Origin of the sequence: Paraburkholderia sp. JHI869 (assembly GCF_038900775.1) — a bacterium.
Lineage (GTDB): Bacteria > Pseudomonadota > Gammaproteobacteria > Burkholderiales > Burkholderiaceae > Paraburkholderia.
Window position 1 is genome coordinate 208,355 of record NZ_JAYMSC010000013.1, and the last position, 22,378, is coordinate 230,732.

Annotated in this window: 13 protein-coding genes; 1 reads left to right on the forward strand and 12 read right to left on the reverse strand. The window is 64.2% G+C overall.

All coding sequences use genetic code 11. The annotated features are described in order from the left end of the window. Nucleotides 1-450: 450 nt before the first annotated feature. The 7 genes from VSR72_RS22885 to VSR72_RS22915 all read right to left on the reverse strand — a co-directional run bounded on the left by VSR72_RS22885 (nucleotide 451) and on the right by VSR72_RS22915 (nucleotide 16,057). Nucleotides 451-2,175, reverse strand: coding sequence for a c-type cytochrome (locus VSR72_RS22885; RefSeq protein WP_342954604.1), 1,725 nt, complete (start codon nucleotides 2,173-2,175; stop codon nucleotides 451-453). A 2-nt stretch (nucleotides 2,176-2,177) separates the two neighbouring features. Continuing rightward, entirely contained in the window at nucleotides 2,178-2,927 is a 750-nt protein-coding gene (locus VSR72_RS22890; protein WP_342954605.1) for a hypothetical protein, read from the reverse strand. Nucleotides 2,928-3,044: 117 nt separating this feature from the next. Continuing rightward, entirely contained in the window at nucleotides 3,045-3,977 is a 933-nt protein-coding gene (locus VSR72_RS22895; protein WP_342954606.1) for an outer membrane lipoprotein-sorting protein, read from the reverse strand. Nucleotides 3,978-4,020: 43 nt separating this feature from the next. Continuing rightward, nucleotides 4,021-4,551 (reverse strand): hypothetical protein, encoded by a 531-nt coding sequence (locus VSR72_RS22900; protein WP_342954607.1) that lies wholly within the window; start codon nucleotides 4,549-4,551, stop codon nucleotides 4,021-4,023. Beyond that, complete coding sequence (locus VSR72_RS22905) at nucleotides 4,548-12,806, reverse strand: Ig-like domain-containing protein (RefSeq protein ID WP_342954608.1); 8,259 nt, start codon at nucleotides 12,804-12,806, stop codon at nucleotides 4,548-4,550. The genes VSR72_RS22900 and VSR72_RS22905 overlap by 4 nt, the downstream gene beginning before the upstream one ends. A 17-nt stretch (nucleotides 12,807-12,823) precedes the next feature. Then, entirely contained in the window at nucleotides 12,824-14,371 is a 1,548-nt protein-coding gene (locus VSR72_RS22910) for a multicopper oxidase family protein (RefSeq protein WP_342954636.1), read from the reverse strand. 117 nt (nucleotides 14,372-14,488) lie between these two features. Beyond that, nucleotides 14,489-16,057 carry a multicopper oxidase family protein gene (locus VSR72_RS22915; protein WP_342954609.1) on the reverse strand — a complete coding sequence of 523 codons (1,569 nt, stop codon included), beginning with the start codon at nucleotides 16,055-16,057 and terminating at the stop codon, nucleotides 14,489-14,491. 563 nt (nucleotides 16,058-16,620) lie between these two features. Between VSR72_RS22915 and VSR72_RS22920 the strand changes: the two genes are divergently transcribed. Further along, the gene (locus VSR72_RS22920) at nucleotides 16,621-17,475 is read left to right on the forward strand and encodes a hypothetical protein (RefSeq protein ID WP_342954610.1); all 855 of its coding nucleotides are present in this window, start codon (nucleotides 16,621-16,623) and stop codon (nucleotides 17,473-17,475) included. 123 nt (nucleotides 17,476-17,598) lie between these two features. On the opposite strand, the gene VSR72_RS22925 is transcribed toward VSR72_RS22920, so the two are convergent. The 5 genes from VSR72_RS22925 to VSR72_RS22945 form a co-directional block, all read right to left on the reverse strand. Next, nucleotides 17,599-18,339: a 3-ketoacyl-ACP reductase gene (locus VSR72_RS22925; protein WP_342954611.1), complete on the reverse strand. Its 741-nt coding sequence runs from the start codon at nucleotides 18,337-18,339 to the stop codon at nucleotides 17,599-17,601. Nucleotides 18,340-18,692: 353 nt separating this feature from the next. Then, nucleotides 18,693-18,944 (reverse strand): hypothetical protein, encoded by a 252-nt coding sequence (locus VSR72_RS22930; RefSeq protein ID WP_342954612.1) that lies wholly within the window; start codon nucleotides 18,942-18,944, stop codon nucleotides 18,693-18,695. 84 nt (nucleotides 18,945-19,028) lie between these two features. Beyond that, nucleotides 19,029-20,984, reverse strand: coding sequence for an AI-2E family transporter (locus VSR72_RS22935; protein ID WP_342954613.1), 1,956 nt, complete (start codon nucleotides 20,982-20,984; stop codon nucleotides 19,029-19,031). Nucleotides 20,985-21,168: 184 nt separating this feature from the next. After that, nucleotides 21,169-21,801, reverse strand: coding sequence for an ABC transporter substrate-binding protein (locus tag VSR72_RS22940; RefSeq protein WP_342954614.1), 633 nt, complete (start codon nucleotides 21,799-21,801; stop codon nucleotides 21,169-21,171). A gap of 220 nt (nucleotides 21,802-22,021) precedes the next feature. Next, complete coding sequence (locus tag VSR72_RS22945; protein ID WP_342954615.1) at nucleotides 22,022-22,252, reverse strand: hypothetical protein; 231 nt, start codon at nucleotides 22,250-22,252, stop codon at nucleotides 22,022-22,024. Nucleotides 22,253-22,378: the final 126 nt, after the last annotated feature.

Below are 22,378 nucleotides of genomic sequence, written 5' to 3' on the forward strand. Positions count from 1 at the left end.
CTCTGCTACGCAGGACGCGGAGGTCACGTCCTACGCTTCCCGCGCGCCTTTCTAATTCTGTTTTTATGTCGATTTGAATTCGCGCTGCATCGAATTCAATTCGAAATTCCTACGATAATCTTTCTATTTACTTACTCGCATTCGATACAAAAGCGGACGCTACATACAATTTGCTTTCGATACCCCGACATTCTGCTGTAACAGTGCAAAAAAGAGGTGCCCGTCCCGGGGGAGGTCCGAGCACCCAAACACTTCTTCGAAGCGCAACACGACAAAACCTTTTGCACTGCACGCGACGTCTTCACTGTGCACGCGCGCAACCGGAATCGGGATGGGTCAACCTCCTCTTCTTGCAGTAGGGGAAGCGCTAGATGTTCTGGCGTGTTGAACTATCAACCATTTGCCCAATTGGACTCGTGAGCGATACACGCGCGCAACACGTAATCGGCCTCACGGCACGATCCAGTTCCCGTCTGCCACGAGCTTGATGCGATCCGGCTCGGCGAAGCGGACGATATAGCCGCCTTTGGATGCGAATGTCTGCCCCGGCGCCAGCGTCAGGCGCGGGTAGTAACCCGTCAGAATGCGGCGCTCGAGCATGTCCTGAATCCGCTCGACCAGGTAGTCCCGCACGAACGCGTCGACCATATGGCTCAGTGTCTCAGCGAGCAGGCCGCATGCGAGATAGGTGTCCGCCTGCACCTGGGGAGCCACCATCGGAATCTGTCTGATCGAGAACCAGCCGAACGCGTAGTCGACGCGCACGCGCCGCCCTTCAGGCAAATCGAACGGGTACGCGAGGCGCGTGACGCCGCGCCAGCTGGCCGGCACGGGCGTGCTGTCGAGCCCGCCCATCAAGCCCGACATGAACACGGTATCCGTCGCCGGAGGGATTCGCGCGAGCGCCGCAACGTCGGGCGGACGCAGCCACAACACGAGCACGTCCGAGCGCGGTATGCCATGCAGGGAACGCGCGACGCTCTCGCCGGGTGCCAGCGCATGGTTCGATACCGCAATGCCGTGAGACTTCAGCGCAGCGGCGAGGGCTTGCGCGCCTCGCTCGCCGTTGTCGCCCGCACGATAGACCTGCCAGACGGTCTTCAGGGCTTTCGCCGCTCCCGCCCCCTGCGCCTCGCGCGAGCGGGCTTCATCGACAATGCGCGCCGCAATCAGGTCCGACTCCAGCAGCACGCCTTTCGAGAAGTACACGGAATAGAAATCATGATCGGCTTCGACCGGCACCTCTACGTTGGGAAAGAGGCATGGCACGGCTTCCTGCTCACAGAAGTCGTGAATCGGCGCCCAGTTTCTGCCTCCGAGACCCGACAACACGGCGAACACCGGCTGCCTGGCCAGAAACTGCGTGAGCTGTTCACGCCATGTATCCGGCGGCCCTTTGAGCTCCCACACGTGCAATTCCCAGCGGCGGTTCACCATGAACATCATCTTGCGCGACGAACGCAACGGCGGCACCGCGCCGAGCGGAAAGACGTTCTTGTCGGCGAAGTAGTGCGTGAGCACGTCTAGCATGCCCGCCCGCTTCACGGGGTCGGCGTCGGGCGTGATGATCGTCGCGAAGTGCAGCACGGTATCCGTGACGCCCGTCGGCCTGCGCCGATCCAGGTGCTTCAGATAGCCGATCAGCGCCTGCATATCGGCGTCGTTCAGCGCGTACTGCGGCATCAGGCTGCTGAGCGGCTTGCCTTCCGAGTCGATGCCTTCGCGAATGGCTCGCGCGATCGTCGCATCCGTGTAGGGTTCACGTTCCGCGCGCATGCCGGGAACATAAGGCAAGTCGACATCTTCCGGGTTTTGCGCGCGCGGCTCGACGAGGTAGCGCCACGTGATCGGCGGGATGCTGCTGTTGCCCTCCCTGGAGCCCAGGCCACTGCGGCGATGGCAGTTCACACAGGCCGCGGCCGCGCCTTGCAGGTGCACGCCCCCCTCGTGCATCGCTTCGAGCGGTTCACCCGAACTCAACACGCCCTGCGTGTAGAGCGCCGCCCCAGCGCTCGCAGTCGCGACCGGCTGCTTGACTGGCGGCGCGGCCTGCTCGGAAAGCGCCTCGCCCGCTGGCACGATCAGCGCCGTTAGCACCACGCACGACGCAAGCCATCGCGCCACAAGCGAAAGTGACCTTGCGCGGCGTCCCGGCCCGCTTTCGGCGCGGTTCATGATCAGGGCGACGGATGTGCGTCGCGAGGCAACCCCGGCGACGCATCGACGTCGATGGAAACCGATTTGCGATGCATCTGCGGTGGCGCGGGTCTCGTGAAAATCCCATCGTCCAGCGCCGGATTGAGCGACACCTTGTCGATCGTCAGCGTGTCCTTTTTATCCGACGCCACTGTGCCGCTCTCGATCTTGAGCGGTATCTGCAACCCCTCGACATCCCTGAAGTCGCTGTAATCCACCAGCACCACGACCGTTTTCCCCTGCGGAGTGCGCACCTGGTGGTCGACCTGAACGTCGAGGAACGTTTGAGCGTCGATCCACACATGGCGGGTCACACCGGAAGGGAGCCTCGCCGCCAGTCGATACGCACTGCGCCCACCCACCTGTTCCGTACCCTCGAGCGTCACGCCGACGCCCTTCGCTTCATGGTCGATCAAAAGCCCGTCGATCACCTGCTCGTCGCGTGCGGATGTCACCTCATCCATCGAGTACGGCCGCGGCGTGGCGCTGCCCATGCCGTTCGGGCCCAGCTTCCAGCCTTGCCTGCCGTCGAACACCCGCACGGACTTCTGGTTGAACACGGTGACCTCGAAACGTGTCTTGTTCGGGCGCTTCATGGCGAGAATGAACGGCAGATCCGGGGCGGGCGCATTGGCGCTATCCACGTGGCCGGACCAGATCATGGTCTGGACTTTGCGCCAGGCGTCGAGCCCGCCTCTCGCGTCGACGTTCTTCTCGACGATCTGATCCACGCTCAAATCCTGTCGGGGCAGCTGCTCGCCGGCGAACACGGCTGCCGCGAGGCAACCGGCGAGCACCCATACTGCGAGTGGTTTCATGGCCATCGACCTCATTCGGGCACCCGAGGGCTAGTGGCTCGAACTCTGGCTCGCGCTTTGGCGTGGGCTCGGGTGCGCAGCGGGGCTCGCGGTTGCACTCGCAGTCGGGCGCGGGCTCGGGTTCGGATTGGCGACGACAACCGGCGCCGGGTGCGTCACTTTCGCCACGGTGATCTGCGGCTTGGCGAAGGCGGTGTCGTCCACCTGCGGGTTCAGCGTGACCTTATCGATGATCAGCTTGTGCGTGCCTCTCGCGCCGACGACCGCCGTCTCGAGCGTATGCGGCACGACGAGGCCACCCTCCTTCCGGTAGTCGCGATAGAAGATCGCGACGTTGTGCATCTTGCCGTCGAGCTTGCGCGCGTCTCCGTCGATCTTCACTTCGAGAAAGCTGGACGAATCGATCCAAACGCGGCGTGACGTGCCGTCCTTCATCGTCAGCTTCAACACGTATGCGCGATGGCCTTCGACCATTTCCATGCCGAGCACGTCGACTCTCGTGCCCTTCGCCGCATAGTCCATGAGCGGGCCGTCGAGCTCGGCCCACGATGCGGCGGCCTTGGCCTCCGCGGGCGAGTACGGCTCCACTTCATTGCGGCCGAGGAATGGTCTGACCTTCCAGCCTTGCGCGCCGTCGTAGACCTGGAACGCCGTCTGATCCTTGAAGCGGATTTCAATGCGGCTCTTGTGCGGGCGCTTGAGCGTCATCGTGAATGGCAGTTTGGTGTTCTTCGTGCCGCCCGCCTCCAGCTGCCCCGACATCGTCATCGTGTTGACCGCGTGCCAGGCCTGCAGGCCGCCGCGCGCCGCGACGTTCCGGTCGACGATCTGCGTCGCGCTCATATGCGCCGCTCCCGCGGTCTGTGCGCTTGCCGCAGAAGACCCCGCGAGCGCGGCCGATGCGCTCGCCAGAAGCGCCGCGGCGAACGCGGACTGGATTGCCAGCGAAAGAAAGCGGTTCATGACTCATCTCCTCTTTGTCTGCGCCCGAAAAGCGGTTGCGCGATCACTGGACTATCAGCCCGTCGACGTGAAACGACCCCACGAAAACGTCGACGCGCTCCCCCGCCTTGATCAGCCCGCCCTTGTTCGAAAACACCATCCAGTACTCCTGACCAACCTCCAGCGGACCGGTCTGGCGCAGCGCGCCGACCTTGTCCATCACCGGGATTTCGAGCAACGCATGGCTCGTGCGCCCGAACATCAAGGCCGTTGCGGTCTTTTCGCCGAGCGGCCGCGCCGCCACGGGATCCGTCACGCGATAGCTGAAGCGGATCAGGTTGCCCGACGCCGTGCGGCGCACGCTCACGTTGTCGATGCCCTGCATCAGCTCGTAGAAGCCCTTCGCGCGCTGTGGCAGGCTCGCCGGCGCGTACGGCGACTGCTTGAGCGCCGTGCCCGCCGGTTTGTGCGCCGCGCTTGCGCTTTCCTCGCCCGCAGCCGGCTGAAGCAGGGCTGCGGCGAGGCAGGCACTGCCGGCAATCAGCACGGCGCGCGGCAACCGCGTCAACCGGGACCGACTGCGACGTCTGCTCATGGCAACGCTCCCAGCGTCTTCGCAGCCGTCGGCGACGTCTGTGCGGGCGGCGTGACCACCGGCTGCCCCTGGTTGCCCTGCGCACCTGCAGCGCCAGACTGTCCCTGGCTGTTCGCGGCGGGCAAGATCCCTTGCAGCAAGCCGAGCAGCGTCACCGGATTGTTGACCCCGAGCGCCAGCGGGTACGGCTGCGATGCGAGCACGCCAGGCCGCACGAACTCCACGGCGCCGATGTCGTAACCACCGAGCTGCGGCCGCGCCGTGCCGAAGATGTCGCGAGCCGGTGCGCCCGCCGCCGTGGCATGGTTCACCGCCGGCGACGTCCCCGGGATCGTGTAGTTGCCGAGCAGCACGTTCAGTTGCGCGCCCGTGCTCGCCTCGTTGAAGAGCGACAGCGGACCGTACGACATGTTGATCCAGTTGTTGCCTTCGTCCGGAGTCGCCGACGGCAGCAGGCTGAACAACGGATTCGGCAGCACCGTATCCGCAATCCCCGGCGGCACTGTGATACCGATGCCACCCGCCTCAGGCGGCACGCGCGCGCCGTTGCAGTACTGACGCACGACGCCCGGGTTCGATCCGCTGTTGTTCGCGTTCGGATAGTCGGCGGCGTCGGTCAGGATCGAGTACCGCGGATTCATCGTCAATCCCGAGCCATGGTTGTTGGCGGCCGTATCGCCAAACGCGCCTATGTCCCAGTAGACCGCCTTCGGGTCGCAATAGCCCGTCGCGTGGCCAGCCTGATTCAGCGACGGATTCAGCGTGACGATGTTCTGCAGCCCCGCGATGCCCGGATCGAGTCCTCCCACTGTGATGTAGAACGTGCGGTTCTGCCAGAACAGGTCATTCGTCAGCACCGGGTTCGAGAACGTCGTGCAGCTCGGGTTGCCTGCTGGACACGCCGCCGCGCTCCCGCCCGCGAACGCCGCCACCAGGTTCTGCGTATGGCGCGCGGTCTCGAGCCCGGCCGGCTGGTACGTCGACGTCGTGGTCGGCTGGCACGTCGTTTCCGACCCCGAAGTCGTGCAGTTCGGCGGCCCGACGTTGGCCTGGGTCGCGGCGGCGGTGTTGAACAGCACGCCTGCCGTCGCCGTCGTGTCGTTGGAGATGACCGTGTTGTTGATGAAGCTCACGGCCACCGCATCCTGCAGCGACACGCCACCGCCGGCCCAGCCCGCCACGTTGTTCGCGATGATGTTGTTGGTGACCCTCACGCGATACCAATTAGTGCTGTTGTTCGGACTCCGTTGCACGTCGGTGCCGTTGACGTTCTGCAGGCGCAGGCCGCCGCCCTTGCCGCTTTCCGCCGTGTTGCCGATGATCAGGTTGCCGTCGATCGTGATGCCCGGGCCTGCGCCGTCCGAAAGCTCCGGCGCGCAATCGACGTCCGTGGCCGCGTTCTCGCAGAAGGTGCCATCTGGCGGCACACCCTGAACGATCAGTCCACCGCCGTAAGTCGGCAGCGTTGGGTTGTTGCTCTGATTGAACAGGATCCAGTTGTGCGACAAGTCGCCGTTGTAGCTGAAGCCGAAATGCGCGACACCGCCGCCATCGCCGCTGCTGATGTTGCCGCATACCCAGTTGTAGTTGAACTTGTAGTAGTCGGCGCCCGAGCAGAACGTCACCCCTCCGGCCGAAGACGGCGTGGTCGAATTGATTTCGTCGCCATACGAAGCGTTGGACGTGACCTGGTTGTTGTGCACGTTCACATGGGTGTTGTACAGGAACGGCAGCTGGGTGTTGTTCGCCGCGATGTTGCCGTCGGGCACTTCGACCTGGCCGACGATGATGCCGCCCGTGAGCGTTCCCGCGTTGGAGAACACGCGGTTGTTCGACACCTCCGTGCTGTGATTCCAGCCATGCAGGTAGATACCGCCGCCGCCTTGCGAGCTGTTCGTGAACGACATGCCGTCAATGCGCGACGGGTTGCACAGGAAGTTGCTCGGGTAGGCCGTGCAATCCGCGTTACTGTTGGTGAGCGGCGTGCAGATACCGTTCGCCACACAGTTCTGGTCCTGTGTCAGCACACCGCCCGCCAGCACGTCCTTCACGCCCTTGCCGAGCACGGTGATCGCCGCGCCCTCGTACGCGCCCATCAGCGTCGGCTCGATCAGCGTCTCCGCGAGGTTGCCGTTGAGGTTGAAATCCCAACCGGACGTCGGCTCGAACGGGATCCCGTCGATCTTGCGCTGCATCGAGGCCAGACAGGTATATGCGCCGGACGGGTCGTACGGATTGCTCGCCGAGATGAGCCCGCCGTTGAGCGCATCGCCGAACAGGCAACCAACCTGCCTGCGCCACGGGTCGAGCTTGCCCGACGGATGCGGGTTCGCGTCGATCGTCACGGAGGTCGCACCCACGCCTTGCAGACGCAACGGCTTCCACATCAGCAGCATCTCCTTGTAGGTGCCCGGGCCGACGATGATCATGTCGCCCGGGGAGGCATTGTCGATCGCGGTCTGGATCGCATTGCCCGCCGTGTTCTCGCTGCCCACGAAGGTCGGCGCCTTGCCTCCGACCGTCACGGTGACCGCGTCGATCGAGCGCTTGCCGCTGGCCGCCGTGACGACGAGCTGGCCGCACTGGGTCGGCGTCGCCACCCCGCGCTGCTGGATCGTGCAGGCCGCACCGGCTCCGATCAGCGGGGGCACGACCACGGTGATCTGCGCGTCGCTCCACGCTGTCACCAGCGCAGGGATGCCCGCGATCGTCACACCACCCTGTTGAGCGCCGAAACCATAGTTGCGCGTGATGAACTTCTGGTTGAACGGCGCACCGGTTGCACTCGGTCCTGTGTACGCGTGGTTCGGCACCTGCTGCGTACCGACCGACTTGATCGTCAGCGTCTTCAACGGTGCGCTGACCCACGGGCCCGCGCCGCCGTTGCTGCCCGCCGACGCATTGCCGGCAATTGCGTCGCCCGTCACCGAGGCAATGCCCGGCGTGCCGTCCGGATACGCGCAGTCGACCTGGTTATACCCGTCCGCGAAGGCCGAAACGGGCACCACCGGCGTATCCATGTACTGCGTCTGTCCTGGCATGAACGGAATCTCGTAGCAGAACTGGCTGTATGCCGGGTTGTAGAGCGGGTCCTTGATGGTCTGCCCCGAGTGCGCCGGGTCGGCCATGTACGGGTCGTTCATGCAGGCGACCATCATCGTTGGCGCGTAGCCCGTCGGGTTCGGCGGATTGACTTGCCAGGTCGAGTAGGTCATGCCGTTGAAAATGCCCCACTGGTCCGAATAGGTGCGCGAGATTTCGTTGCCTGCGAAGTCCTTGAACGACACCGGCACGTTCGGCACTGCGAACTTTTCGCCGAACTGCGGCGAATACGGATCGAACTCCGACGAGAAGTCGTCCAGCATGAAGCCCGTGTAGTGCGCGGCGACGTGTGTCGAGCTGAAGATCCAGAACTTCGCGAGCACCGAGCTCTGGTCGGTGAGCTCCACCTCCTTGCGGTCGCACAGATTCCTCGATGCCCCCGCGAACGGCGAGACCTCCTGCGAGCCCGGGAACAGGCTGATGTAGTCCGGCACGATCCGCAGCTCGCCCACACACGGCCAGAAGCGTTCGATGGACCCGGTGTCGCCTTCGGCGTGCGGGGTCGAGCCGAGATTCGTGGTGGGATTCTGCGCGTTGTTCTGGTTGTAGGTGGAGTTCATCGCGGCCTGATCGGGCAGGATGAAGATGTCGCCGATCCCGCCGAACTGCTGCGTGACGGGCGCAATGTAGTTATCGCCGATCAGGATGTTCTTGTCCTCCTCCTTCACCAGTTCGTAGCCAGGCGGCACGATGATCTCGACCACATACTTGCCGGGCGGCAGCATCTGCGTGCCGTCCTTCGTGGGGTTCGCCTGGCAGATCGTGCAGTTGGTGCCGGTCGGCAGGCCGCTTTGCGGGTTGCGGCTCGTCACGCTCGGGAACTGGTACATGCCGTCGTACGGCGCCGGCTGCACCTGGTTGAACACGTGCATGCCGTCGTAGCACTTGAACTGCGAGTTATTGGGCAGCGCGCGCTGCTGCGGGTCGAGCCACATCTTCGTGTTCTGCAGCGTGAAGAAGTACGGATCGCTCGTGCTCTGGCCCGGACAGTTCATGTTCGGCACGCCGTCCGTACGGAAGCCCTGGGCCCAGTCGTCCCAGCTCGCGGTCTTCGTCGAATCGACGAGCTTCAGGCTTGTGGAGCCGTCCGCCGCGACGCCTTCCTGGTACAGGTTCACCGTGACATTGGGCACATTGGGCGTCCACTTCGTGTGAATGAGCAAGGTGGGATCGTCGAATGGGCGCGTCGAAGCGTAGATGACCTCGCCCCGGATGCCGCCATTCTCGTTCGCCGCGAACTGCGTCTTGCCGAATTCGATGAACGAGCTCTGGCCCGAGAAGCCCTGCCAGCCCATGGTGGTCACCCACGGCGGATCGACCCGGCCCGTCGAGGGATTCGAGCCCGAGCGGTCGTTGCAGTCCGCGTCGTTGCAGTACACCGCGCCCGGCACCCGCAGGTTCGTCGGCAGATGGACCGATTCCTGCGTGTTCGCGAAGTTCGCGGCGATGGTCGACTTGCCGCCGCCTGGCGTGCCGTCGGGCGGACCGCCCGCGTCGTAGACAACGTGCACGCCCGTTTGCTTGAAGCGGGCCTGGTCGGTATCGACGACGTACCAGTTGAACAACGGAAACTCTTCGTTGAACGACGCATAGCCGTTCATGTCCGTGTTGTTGAAATCGGAATAGCTGCCGTCACGGAAGCGGATGTTGGTCGGCAATAGCGCGAGACCTGGCTTGCTCGGATCCCCCACGCCGTTGCCGTTCGTGTCGAGGAACGTCCGTGTATAGAGATTCGTCTGCCACTGCAGCACCGCGATATCGCCAGCGTCCGTTACCGCTCCGCCGCCGAGTGTCACGGCCGATGCGAGCCCGTCGACGATCTGGTCGTTCCACTGATCGAACACCGTGATGCGGGTAATACCGGCAGGCAGGCCCGTGAAGCTGAACGTGCCGTCCGCGTTGCACTTCGTGAAGGCGTAGTCTTCGCCGTCAGGATCGCCCACGCTCACGTAGCACTGCGTGAAACTCAACGGCTTGCGCGATTGGCTGCCGTACAGGTGCTCGTCAGGCGGGCGGCTGTAGTGCAGATTCGTCACCCGGCCCTTGAGGCCGTTGTTGCAGGTCGAGGTGGCGCACAGCAAAGGCAGCCGCGCGTTGACGATCTTCGGGTTCGCAAAGCCAATCGAAACGTGGAAGCCCGCCGGGCCAAACTCCTGGAAGTACGCCGGGCCGCCGATCTTGATGAACGAGTCGTGGGCCTTTTGTCCGTCCAGCGTGTTCGTCTGCAGCCACTCCTCGCCACGCGCGATCCGGTCTGCGGCCGGGGTCGCGATAATGCCGTACCTGCCCGGCATCAAGTTGGCGACGATCGCCTGGCCGACGAGCGGCGACAGCGTCTTGCCGTCCGACTCGTATTTCGGGCAGGTCGGGATCATGCCGACCAGGCCGTCGGTCGATGTCGAAATCGGGCACGCGTTGAGACCGGTGACCGGATCGATCGTGCCTTGCAGCGAATTGGACAGCGGCATGTTGAACATGTCGTAGGTCATCTGCCCGGTCGGGCTGCCGCTGCCGCCGGCGTCGTCCCACAGCTTGATCTCGAAGCCGCCGAGTCCCGGCTCGCGGGCCGAACCGAAGGTGTCGGTGCCGCCGCTCACGTCCACTTCGCCGTTCAGCGGTGCGTCGTCCTCGAACACGAACACGGAAACCTTCGCGGTCGGGAATGGCGACTCCTCGAGCAACACGTTGACCGAGGTCTGGCCGGCCGCGATCGTCGCGCCACCCATGCCATTGCCGCACTTGCCCGTGCCCGGCGCGAAGTTCGCGACGGTCGGACAGTCTTTGGAAATGTCGAACTGCCGCTGCGTGCCTGTGGGGTTGTTCGGATCGACCGGCTGCGGCGCGCCGCCGCCGTTCGTGAACGAGTTGTAGGCGTTGCCCGGCAGGATCGAGATGTAATAGCGCTTCTTCGGATCGAGCGCCACCTGTGACGGATCCACCGGCACCTGTTGCGCAGCCGTGGTCCGGCACACGCCATTGCCGATATCGCACACCGCCGGCTTGTGGGTCTGGCTGACCGGATCGTAGACCGTCTGGCCCGCTTCGCACGCGGCGACGCCCACACAACCCGCCGCCACCACCGGCATGTAGCTCGTGTGGAAGTTCGCGCCAAGGCTCGGCACGGGCAGCGGCGGACACGTCGCCGGACGCGTGGACGAATTCACCTGGCAGGCCGGATCGATCTGGAAGGTACGGTCTTCCTCGATGATCCAGCGATAGTCGCTGATCTTCACGGGCGTTTTGCCCGGTTGCGTGCTGGGCGCATCCAGCACGTTCACGACGAGTCCGCTGCCGCCCTTGAACGTCACCGTCACCGTTGCCGTGTTGCTCGCCGTGTTCTGCGCGTTCACCGCCTGGTACTGGAACGTCACGCTGGCGGACGCAGCGTTGCCCGACGGCGCCGTCGCCGGGCTCGCCGTGAACGAGCCGTCCGGATTCAGCGTGACGGAGCCGCCCGAGGGGGTGCCGACCAGCGTCGCGCTAAGCTGCAGCCCGTTCGGATCGCTGGCGTATGTGAGCACGCCGGGCTCGGCGATCTGCAGACGCGAAGCGATGTTGCTCGTATAGGCCGCATTGCCGGCCGTGGGCGGCCCGGACTGACACCCGTTGCCCGTCGTGCACGCCGTGAGCGTCACCGTCGCCGCGGCGTTCGGATTGCCGTTCGCCTGGTACACGAAGCTGTCAGCCGTGGTGCCTTGATTCGGCGTGTACACGAACGTGCCGTCCGGGTTCAGCGTGAGCGTGCCGCCAGTCGGTGCTGTCTTCACCTGCACGCCATAGACGTTGGCGTCCTTCGCCGCCACGCCTCTCGCCGGGTCGGCCACAGTCAGCGTCTTGCCCGGCACGAAGAAGTACGTGGAACCGGTGACCGTCGCGCTTGCCACGGCGGCCTGGGTTGCCGCACTAGCGTTGTTGACGCTGATATAGCCCTGCATGCCGCCATCGCGCGCGTTGTTCGTCGACAGGCTCAACTCGCGATCGAACACCGGCAGCGCGGAAGCGCTTGCGCCCGGCATATTGACCAGCGCATCGTAGGTCTTGCCGGCCGCCATAAACACTTCCGACTGAATGCGCGGATTGCCGGGCAGGACGTTGCCGTCCTCGGCGACCAGCGCGAAACCGGAAATCGGCGAAGTGCCCGTTTGCGCGCCGACCACCGCCGGCACGTGCATGCGCAGACCCGCGTTGACGAAGCGCAGCATCACCGGGCCGGTGGTTGCGGTGCTCGTCGCGGCGAACGTCGAAGCGCCCGGATTGGTGCGGTCGAACGAAACGCCGTTGATCAGGTAGTAACGCGGATCGTAGTTCACCGTGGGCGGATAGCAGGTGCCGAACGCGGTCGACTTCGAATCGCCGCAACCGCCCGGCTGCCCGGACCAGGCCATGGTCTCGCTAAAGCCTGCGGTCGCGACCGCGGCGGCGACCGCCGTGTTCTGCACCGGATCGATTTCGCTCAGCACGAGCGGCACGTCGGTGTCATAGCTGATGCCCGGATAGGCTTGCGCGGGCGTCGTGCCGTTGGCCGCTGTTCTCACCACGAGTACGCCATACAGCCCCATCGGCCCCTGGATCGAAGGATGGGTGCCCGACTCGATCAGGTAGGTGCCGGGGTTCAGGTTGTTCCATGTGAGCGCCTGGGTGCTTCCGTGCGCAACTTCGGTCGCGAACGACTGCACGCGGGGCGCTTGCGCTGGCGGCGTAAAGGACGCGCCGCCAGGCGCAGCGGCGGCTGTCGGCCACGTGGTCGCCGTCTGGGTGGGGTGCGTGGGGCTCGCCGTGCGCGTCGGCGTCGCACCCAGACCGCCGCCCAGTTGCCCGACGATCACGAGCGAGGTCGGCACCGCGCCCGGCAGGCTGTTGGTGAGATTGATCGTGAGTTGCCCTGGCGGCACCGTGATCACCACGGGTGACCAGTTGGTTCCCGCGCCAGGATTTGCGGCCGCGCACGCGGCAGGCGCAACGGCGGCCGAGGAGCACGTGTAGCCCCACATCGGCACGCTCTGTCCGTCGGGCATCACAGCAGTCGTGGCCTTTGCAGTCAGCGTGACGGTAGCCTGGGCAAATGCCATCCCGCTCGCGCACAGCAACGCGGAAGCGGCAATCCATGCCTTAAGGATGACTAACTTATTAGCCTTGAGTGTGGTGGATCTCATCGCTGTTCTCCCCGCCTCTAATTCGATTCGTCGATCAGGAACGCTTGCGGATCAACGAGCATCATCATCATCATTCCGCCAGGGAAGATGTTGTTCGTGGTGATCTCGCGCTCGTTGTGCGAGTGCCACATGAATGCAAAGCCGGCTTCCGTTTGCGGCGGATTCACGACCGTACCGCTTGGCGGCGTCGTGCCCGTGGGTGAGGTTGCGCGCATGGTCGCATCCGGTCCCAGATAGGGGCTGCCGCCGTACCAGAAGCCGTTGGTCAGCACGTGCGAGTCGGGCAACGTGACCGGGCCGCCGCTGCCCACCTTGCCGAACGGATGCGTTTCGAGCGCCTTGTTGTGATCCGCGCACCACTCGTAGTAGTTCGGCGCGGTGGGATCGGACGTGTAGTAGCCGTTGGCGTCCGGGATGCACACGCTCCCGTCGCCGGGGTAATGCCCGTACACGTCCCAGTTCAAGCCCCTGCCCGTCCAGTAGAAGATGCCGTCCATCGCGAGACCCGGCGTCGTGGTGGTCGTGAACAGCAGCGGGCCCGCGACCTTGGTCGCATCCGTCTTCGCGAGCAGCATGTTGCCGTCGCGCGCGAGCACGCGTACGTGATTGCCGTGTTCGTGGAATGGATGCTGCCAGCGTCCCGTGCCGATGATCCGCAGCAGGACCAGTTCGCCGGGGTGCATGTGCGGGTTGCCGTTGTACGGCTGGTTCGGATACTGCGCCGCGTAGTTCGGGTCCATGTCGTCCGGCATCGAGCGTCCGTTCACCATGAAATACGCCGGGTGATAGGGCTCGGTCTCGACGGTCATGCAACCGGTCGGATTCGTGCACGCATTGCCGGCCTGCTGCTCGGCCTGCGCATGAATGCGCGGATCCATTTCGGAGAACTGAAATAGATACTCGCGGTCGTAGCACGCTGCGCTGTGGTTGTAGGCCGCGGCGGCGTTGCGGAAGTCGGGCTGGCCGTCCAGCAGCTTGCGCGTTCCCTGGATCGGATTGCAGCCGGTCGGCACGGCGATCGTGCCTGGCGACGAGGTAGGCAACACGATGACCGCGCCGTACATGCCCATCTCGATCTGCAGGTCGCCCTGTGTGCCGCTGTAATAGGCGTGCGTGCCGGGCGTGACGGCGACGAAGCTGTAGGTGACCGTGACGGTATGCGACGCCTCTCGCGTGAGCAGCCCCTGCACGCCGGTTGGCGTGCCGGAGCAGACCTTCGTCGTCGGGTCGATGGTGCCCATGCAGACGTCGAAGCCGGGAAAGAGAATCGACGTGTTGCCCGCTGCTGCCGGGAGATTGTTGGTGAGCGTCACCGTGACGATGTCGCCCTGGTTGACGATCAAAGTCGGGCCGGGAATCTGCATGGTCGGACAATTCGCGCCGGCAATGTTGGGCGGCGAAAATCCGGCCGGCGCGGTATTGCAACCATAGCCCCACGAATAGACGCTATTGCCGTCCGGCTGGGTGATACGGCTCGCCTCGGCCCGCAGATCGAAGTGCGTGCCCGTGATGCCAGGCGCGGCCGCGTGCGCCTGCAGGTAGAAGAGCGTCGCGAGCGCCGCCACGCCGAACCGTGCAAGCCGTCCGAGGCGAGCGAGGGTCGCGGTCCCTTTGCGGTAAGTGATGTGTCCCACGGCTCTTCTCCTAAGTGCAGGACTTCCTGATCAAGGGCAACAAGCGGCTCATAGCGAGCAGACCTTGGTGGTCGGGTCCACCGACCTGCAGATATGCACCTCGGTCATCAGGCCTCCGAAGTTTTCCTGGTCGTTCGCCAGATGATCCAGATTCGGCGTGTACAGGTAGAAGACCTGCCCTGACTGATACTTCGTCGTGTCGCTGGCGTCGAGGATCAGATCGAGCGACTCTCCGCCGCCGAGCGTGATCGAATTCGTGTAGTAGGTCATGTCGTTGCCGGCCATGTCGCGCAGCAGCCGCGCATTGACGGCGACCACGTGCATCGGAATGCCGAGCGAGGCGAGCGTCTGATATTCGGTGACGTCGAGATCGGAGATGCGCAGCAGCACCTTGCCGCCAACCGGAATATTGATCAGCGACGGCAGCGGTTGCGAGAAGCGCGGCACGCCGTCCGAGGCGGGCGTCGACAGCGCATTCTGATTCACGGTGTCCGGATAGCTGCGGCCATTGAGCATGAAGAACTTGTCTTTCATGTCGGTGAACGGTTCCGGATTGAACGTCATGCCCACGAAGTGGAAGTTCGGATCGAAGCCGTGGATCTGCACCGGATACTCGACGTCATAGGCGGTCGAGCCGTCGCCGTCGTTGTAGGCGTAAAGCGTGGGCTTCCCGCTCAGGTTATTCACATGCAGCACGCCGTTCTGCGGCGGCAACGGCGTCGTGCACAGAATGTCGGTGCCGCAGCGCGTGCGCAGATCCTGTTGCTGCAGCACCAGCGACTGGTACAGCGACTGGCCTGCGGGCACCCGGTTCTGGCGCGGCCGCACGAAGATCTGGCCGACCATGCCCATCTGCAGGTGCTCCGGCGGCGTGATGTGGCAGTGCCAGAAGTAGGTGCCCGCATCCGGCGCGAGATAGTAGTACGTGAAGCTCGCGCCAATGTTGATCGCGACCGAGGCGTCCGGCACGCCGTCATAGAACGACGAGGCATTCGGATAGCCGTGGAAGTGCACCGTATGCCTCTCGAACAGGTCCGGGCGCATGATCATGCCGACGTTGGTCAGCGTGAGGAAGAACTCGTCGTCCTCGTCGATCGCCATCATCGGCGCGGGCTCATTGCCGTTCATCACGCCGATGTCCATGATCTGCCGCGGATCGACATGGCCGGTAAGCTGACCAGGCGGAGTGGATTCGGGATCGGGCGTGAGACCGACCGCGCCGTTGTAGGTCGGATCCGTTCTGGGGTCGCCAACGGTGTTGAACACCGAGGCGAACTCCGTGCCGGGCAGGCCCGCCTTGATATCGGCGAGACCGGAAAGCGGCCCGAACGCGAACAGGTAGGTCTGCACGCCGTTGGCCATCGTCGCGTAGCCGTCGCCACCCGAGATCTGCTGGCACTTGATCGCACCGTTGACGACGTTCGTCGATGTCGAGTTCTGGCCCGTGAACGACGGCCCCGTGTATGCCGGCTCGCCTGCGCCCGCCGCCAGGGCCGTCGGATGAGAGGGCGTTGTCGGCGGGCATTGAACCATGAACGACTGGGAAAATGAGGGAATCGCAACCATCGTGAGCAGCAGTGCTGCCACGCTATTGCGACACATGCGGATGCTGAACATATGACCTCCGTCCTTGGGGTCAAGCAGCGCGCGACGCGCTGTAGTGCATGCTCGACTGACGATACGGGCTCGTGAATTCTTCACACTGACCCGTATGTAGATTCTGGATTTGGGCAGCGGCGCCCGCGATGGGTCACCTCCCTACACTTGCAGTAGGGCAAACCCAGTGCGTTATGCGAACGCTGTCTGGACGAACGACGAAGTGTGTCCTGGCCAACATAAGCGAGGTGTCGATTCCACAATGAGAGCCGAACCCTGGGACAGCGTAGTTTCTTTCATTTATATTTCACCGAAGGCCAGGTTCCGGCGCGGCCCCGATCTCTGATGAGGCCTGGAACAATCGCGCTGGCTCCTCGAAAAAAACTGAAGAATGAAATGTCGTTTTACGTGTGCTCCGTCATATAGCAACGTAATTTCGGTTGAGTACAATCGCGCGTATTCACGTCCTGCGCGCAAATGCGAAATCCGCAGACGCTTTACGATCACGCGGTCAAACGGACGGCACTCACCTCCTGGTTCTCACCGGCGAGGGGCTTGACGTACTTGGTGGTTGGGGGGCAGTCATGTTTTTCCTTGAAAAAAAGGCTGTGGTGAATCTCGTTGAGCGCAAGGATCGCGTCCTCGAACTCGTCGGGTTCGATCACGAGAAGCAAACGTATTACCCTGCCACGTCAATGTGGTTGAAGCTGGGGCAGCTACGGGTGGCGCAACAACTCGTCGAGCCTCTGGACGGAGAGCGGCAGCCAATGCTGTCCACATCGCTACACGGGGTGGCGCATCTCGACGGCCAGCAACTCTCGATCATTGGCATTCCTCAGCACGCGACGCACACGCTTCAAGTGTCCTTCGAGGCGCGCGAGGTCAGCACGGCTGACCGGCTAGGTTTGCGCGCTTTGGAGGACGAACTGGGCAACTCGTTGTCGGACGTGGCGCTCGGCACTGCCCGGCTGGGCTTCAATTCTGCCGACGAGGAGACGGCGGAACCCGACCAGTGGTGGCTCGTCTGCCACATCCCCCCCGCCTGCCTGCAGGTGCTTGCGAAGGCGATCTCGGAAGGCCAGCTTGGCGCGGTAGAGTTGGGGCTGGCAATGCGGCACCTCTACACGGCCGAAGATCCGGCGGCCAACCCTGCGCCCCAGCCTCAGCTATATCTGCGGCCAAACGAAAGTGAAGACACGATCGAATGGCCGAATATCGCAACGGGCTATGTCACTCACCTTCGGATCGACTTTGCGACAGCCTCATTGCGTGGCTCCGCGGCGAGCGGCGACCAGACGGCCGCGGCGAACCTCGTCGCCGATGCCGTGAGCTCCCTGGGACCGACGCTCCTCAACCTGAGACTGACGGTGCGCTGGATCGGCATCCTCATTGCCTTGTTGCTTTTCCTTGAAGTGCTCGAGCAGATGCGGATCCGGTGACCGTCTGGACGTCTCAACGCCAAACCCGCGCGCCAAAATACAAAGCGGGAGCCGGCTTGACGCCGCTCCCGCCCGAAAACTTCGTTATGCCCACAATCGCCGCGCAAGCAGCCGCGGCAAAACTCAGCTCATGTGCAGACCGCCATTGAGCGAGAAGTCTGCGCCCGTCGAGAAGCCCGCTTCGTCGGACGCTAGCCACGCCACGATCGAGGCGATTTCCTGCGGCTCGCCGAGGCGCCGCACCGGAATGCTGTCGACGATCTTCGAGAGCACTTCGGGCTTCACCGCCTTCACCATGTCCGTGCCGATATAGCCCGGCGAAACGGTATTGACCGTCACGCCCTTGGTCGCCACTTCCTGCGCTAGCGCCATGGTGAAACCGTGAATGCCGGCCTTGGCCGTGGAGTAATTCGTCTGACCGAACTGGCCTTTCTGCCCGTTCACCGACGAAATGTTGATCACCCGCCCAAAACCCCGCTCGATCATGCCGTCGATCACCTGCTTCGTGACGTTGAAGAGGCTCGTCAGGTTGGTGTCGATCACCGCAATCCAGTCTTCATGCGTCATCTTGCGGAAGACGACGTCGCGGGTGATGCCCGCGTTATTGACCAGAATGTCGATCTCGCCAACGTCCTTCTTCACCTTCTCGAACGCTACGGCCGTGGAGTCCCAGTCGGCCACGTTGCCTTCGGACGCGATGAACTCGTAGCCCAGCGCCTTCTGCTCGTCGAGCCAGCGCGTTTTGCGCTGTGAGTTCGGGCCGCAGCCCGCGATCACCGTGTAGCCGTCCTTGTGCAGACGCTGGCAGATGGCCGTTCCGATGCCGCCCATGCCGCCGGTCACGTAGGCGATACGCTTTGCCATAGATCCTCCTTTTGCTTTAGGGGGTAGGTGAGTTGGGAAAGACTCTGGAGGATGGAGTCAGTTTGACGAGCGCTACCCGGCCGGGCGATGGGGAAATACCCGTACAGGAAAACGCCTGCCGCAATCGTTCCGTAAGACAGGGGGTGCCGGCGTTGTCTCATGGGGCCAGCGGATCGGACAAGCGTATCAGCGTCCTTTGGGGGACACAAGACGATCACGCCCTCATACGTGGGAAAAAGCGCACAACTACCTGGCATGCCTCAATAAATACAGGCCAGGAAAATGTGTTTTGCATAAAGACACGGCCCGGCACCATTCATGGCCGGGCCGCAAGCAGGCGGACTACAAAGCAATCAAAGGCCGGCGGCCAGGCGCTCGTTGCCAAACCCCTGGGGCAGTCCCGTCACCTCATCCAGCCGCCCCACCGCTTCGAGCAGCGAGCGGCCGGCAATCGTGAGCGACAGCCGGCGGTGACCTTCCGTCCATTGCTCGAGCGCAACCAGCTGACGCTCGAGCAGCGTGTCCAGTTCCTGGCGATTCATGTCGATCTGGTCCGGCGAATGGCGGACCAGCATCAGCGTGGCGAATTCCTTAGGGCTCAGCAATGTCGTCTCCCAGTAACTTTCATGCCGCAACCAGGGGCACAGGGCCGCATATATTCGAGGTTCAATGTGACACGGGCATGACTGTCACAATTTCGCTCCAGCACTATATTGATCCTGCATATGCGGGGTTATTACCCTCTTTTCGGCCGTCAGCGCTTGACCCGGCATGAGCGCCGCGCCACATTGCTCGACGAGGTTGCGCAGCGAGGTGGGAAAGAGCGTGTCGGGGTCGTCGGCAATGCCGGCGCCGTCGTCGCGCAGCGCCGCGCCGATGCCCACTACGATCGTCGCTTCGGGCGCGCGCTCGCGCAGACGCCGCACGAGATTGCGCAGGTAAGGCGCCGACTCGGGTGCATCGAGCGACACCACGCAGATGGCCGGCGAGCGCTCATCGATCGTGGCTCCGCGCGTGGCGCGCACTTCGTCGTACGTGGTGGCCGTGCAGGGAATATTGCGCCGCATGAGCAACTGGCCGACGATCGCCACCGCCACGTCGTCGAACGCGCCGCGTCCGGGCACGCAGAGCACCTCCCCCGCGTCCGGCGAAAGCGTGAATTCGATCACCCTCGCGCCGTCGCCCGCACCTTCGGCGGCGCGTTTCGCGCCCTCCTCCCCGGCTGCGGCGTGGCGCGAATCGTCTACGGATTCGAGGTCTTCGACGATATCGAGCAGCGCCTGGTTGATGCGCGTGACCTGCTCGGCGGGCAGCACGCCGCGCAAGGCGTCGTTGCGTGCGAAGCGCAGGCCCTCGAACACCACCTGCTCGTAGTAGTCGATGAGCGGCATGCTCGTGAGCAGGCGGTCCGCCTGCAGCAGCGCTTCGTGCGGGTCGTCTGCGAGCAGGCGCTGGTAGCAGGTTTGCGCGGGCGTGAGCGCGGGCTGGTCGCCCAGCAGGATCGTGAGGAAGTTCAGGCGGTCCACATAGCGGCCCAGCGTCACGATGCACAGGGTGAGCGGCGTGGAAAGCACGAGCCCCACCGGCCCCCACAGCCAGCTCCAGAAGATCGCCGCCACCACCACCGCGAGCGGCGAGAGACCCGAGCGCCGGCCGTAAAGCATCGGCTCGGCGAACTGCCCGGCCACGACGTCCACGACGATGAAGAAGATCAGCGTCGTCACGCCCATGGTCCACTGCGGCTGCGTGGCTGCGGCTACGATCGTCGCCATGACCGCAGCGATCCAGATGCCGATGTACGGCACGAAGCGCATGAGCGCCGCCACCGCGCCGAACAGCAGCGCGCCCGGCACGCCGATGCCCGCCAGCCCCAGCGCGATCACCCCGCCCACCGTGACATTCACGCCGAGCTGCGCGACGAAGTAGCGCGAGAGCCGCTGCGAGGCGTCGTTGATGGCGGTCGTGGTGCGGTGCAGATCATCGGAGCCGAACACGCTGATGAGCCGGTCGCGCAGGTCCTCGCGCTGAAACAGGATGAAGATCGTCACCACGAGCACGATAAAGGTCGTTTCGAGCGGCGCGATAGCTGGGGCAAGCGCCTTTTGCGCGAGCGTAAGCGGCGTGGGCGCGGGCGTATGGACCTCCACCTGCATGGGCGGCTGCGGCTGGTTGCGTGCCGCGCGCCCGCGCGGCTGCGGCGGCGCGGGCGGCGGCGTGGGCGTCACGCGCTGTAGCGCGGTAGCGGCGCGCGACATGAGCGAGTCGGCGCGGCCCACGGTTTTTTCCTGCACCGTTTGCACTTTCTGCTCGATCTCTTCCTGATACTGCGGCAGGGAGGCGGAAAGCTGATAGATCTGCGCGGCGATCAGCGCGCCCACGCCGGCGAGCGCGAGCACGGTGGAAAGCACCGCAACGAGAATGGCGAGGAACTGCGGCACATGAAAGCGCCGCAGCATGGTCACGAGCGGCGCCAGCAGAAAGCTCAGCAGCACCGAGAGCGTAATGGGAATCAGCACCGCGCGCCCAAAATACAGGCCGCACACCACGACCACGCCGGTAACGACGGAGGCGAGGGTGTGCAGCGTGGGCGGGCTTGGCGGAAACACCCGGTTGCGTCGGCCCTGCGGCGGCAGCGGGAAATTCATGTCAGATCGGATCGGCAAAAAAAAGAAGCATCAGGCCGCGCTAGCTCGGGCAAGCGCACGACCCCTCAACACGCACGTCGCGCGCCTCAAAATGGTACTGCGCCTCACGCGCGCAAAGCGCAGGCCGCTGGCGCGCCCGTCCAGATTTTCGCAGGTCGCGAGGGGGAGACGCAAAAACCGCGCGTCACTGCGTTTGCGTTTTGCCCGACACGAGCTCCTGATTGCGCGCCGTGAGGAACTGGATGAGTCCGTCCACGCCGCCCTGCTGAACCTTCTCGTTGAACTGCTGGCGATAGGTCTGGATCAGCCACGCGCCGAGCACGTTCAGGTCATAAAGGCGCCAGCCCTGTGGCGTCTTGTACAGGCGGTAATCGATTTCAACCGGATTGCTGCTGGTCTGCGCGAGCGTGCGCACGACAACGTCGGTGTCGCCGGGCGAACTGCGCATGGGCGGGTAGTCGATCTTCTGGTCGGGCTTCAGTTGCGCGATGGCGCCCGAGTAGAGATGGATCAGCAGCAACTGGAACTGCTGCTCGATCTGCGTCTGCTGCTCGGGCGTGGCCGTGCGCCAATGCGGCCCCATGGCGAGGCGCGTGGTGCGGCGGAAATCGACGTACGGAAGAATGTCGCGGTTGACGATGTCCTGGATGCGCGCGATGTCGTCGGGCGCGATGGACTTCGTGCGCACTTCGTCGAGCACTTGCTGCGTGGCGGTCTTGATGAGCGCCTGCGGGTCCGACTGGTCCACCTGTGCAGATTGGGCAAACGCCGCCGTGGCGGGCAGGAACGACAGACACCACGCAAGAAGCGCGGTCATGCGGAATAACCTGGTCATCGATATCTCTGGGCAATGGCGGGAGGGGCGAAGCGGCGCGCAATCGAAGAGCCGGCGCGATGAACAGGCGCCACCGGCATCGCGGCGCGTGAGCGCGGGAAGCCGGGCGCATCGCGAGCGCACGCCAGCGCTCAGTCTAGCGGGTCGTGCGCCGTCAGGTCGGAACGTTGTGCGGTTCGTGGCACTCGCGCCGCTCGTGCATTCACGCGCGGGGCCTGCGCGCACGCGCATCGGACTGCGCGAGGAACGCCTCCAGCCCGAAAAGCCAAGCAACACAAAACGAGAGGCGCGGAAACACGGCCGGCATCGGGTCGCCTTCGCTGTCCTCGGCGCCCTCCTTCCACTCGGTCTCGCCAGAAGCGGGCGCGCCTCCCAGTGGCGCGGACGTCGTCGATAACGGCGATGACTGGCGGGAAATGGATTCGGGCTCCATGGCTGCGGTGCTCCTCGGTGCGGACCGGATTGTGATGGGCGGAAGCTATGAAGCAAGACATATACCATCTCGTCACGCCGCGCCCGGCCACGCCCCTCGCGATGGCCACGAACTCGCCCACAACTT

Bases quoted from the DNA above. Each gene is read 5' to 3' on its own strand.
- VSR72_RS22900 (WP_342954607.1), bottom strand. From the start codon at position 4,551: ATGAGCAGACGTCGCAGTCGGTCCCGGTTGACGCGGTTGCCGCGCGCC.
- VSR72_RS22905 (WP_342954608.1), bottom strand. From the start codon at position 12,806: ATGAGATCCACCACACTCAAGGCTAATAAGTTAGTCATCCTTAAGGCA.
- VSR72_RS22915 (WP_342954609.1), bottom strand. From the start codon at position 16,057: ATGTTCAGCATCCGCATGTGTCGCAATAGCGTGGCAGCACTGCTGCTC.
- VSR72_RS22935 (WP_342954613.1), bottom strand. From the start codon at position 20,984: ATGAATTTCCCGCTGCCGCCGCAGGGCCGACGCAACCGGGTGTTTCCG.
- VSR72_RS22895 (WP_342954606.1), bottom strand. From the start codon at position 3,977: ATGAACCGCTTTCTTTCGCTGGCAATCCAGTCCGCGTTCGCCGCGGCG.
- VSR72_RS22885 (WP_342954604.1), bottom strand. From the start codon at position 2,175: ATGAACCGCGCCGAAAGCGGGCCGGGACGCCGCGCAAGGTCACTTTCG.
- VSR72_RS22920 (WP_342954610.1), top strand. From the start codon at position 16,621: ATGTTTTTCCTTGAAAAAAAGGCTGTGGTGAATCTCGTTGAGCGCAAG.
- VSR72_RS22945 (WP_342954615.1), bottom strand. From the start codon at position 22,252: ATGGAGCCCGAATCCATTTCCCGCCAGTCATCGCCGTTATCGACGACG.
- VSR72_RS22940 (WP_342954614.1), bottom strand. From the start codon at position 21,801: ATGACCGCGCTTCTTGCGTGGTGTCTGTCGTTCCTGCCCGCCACGGCG.
- VSR72_RS22925 (WP_342954611.1), bottom strand. From the start codon at position 18,339: ATGGCAAAGCGTATCGCCTACGTGACCGGCGGCATGGGCGGCATCGGA.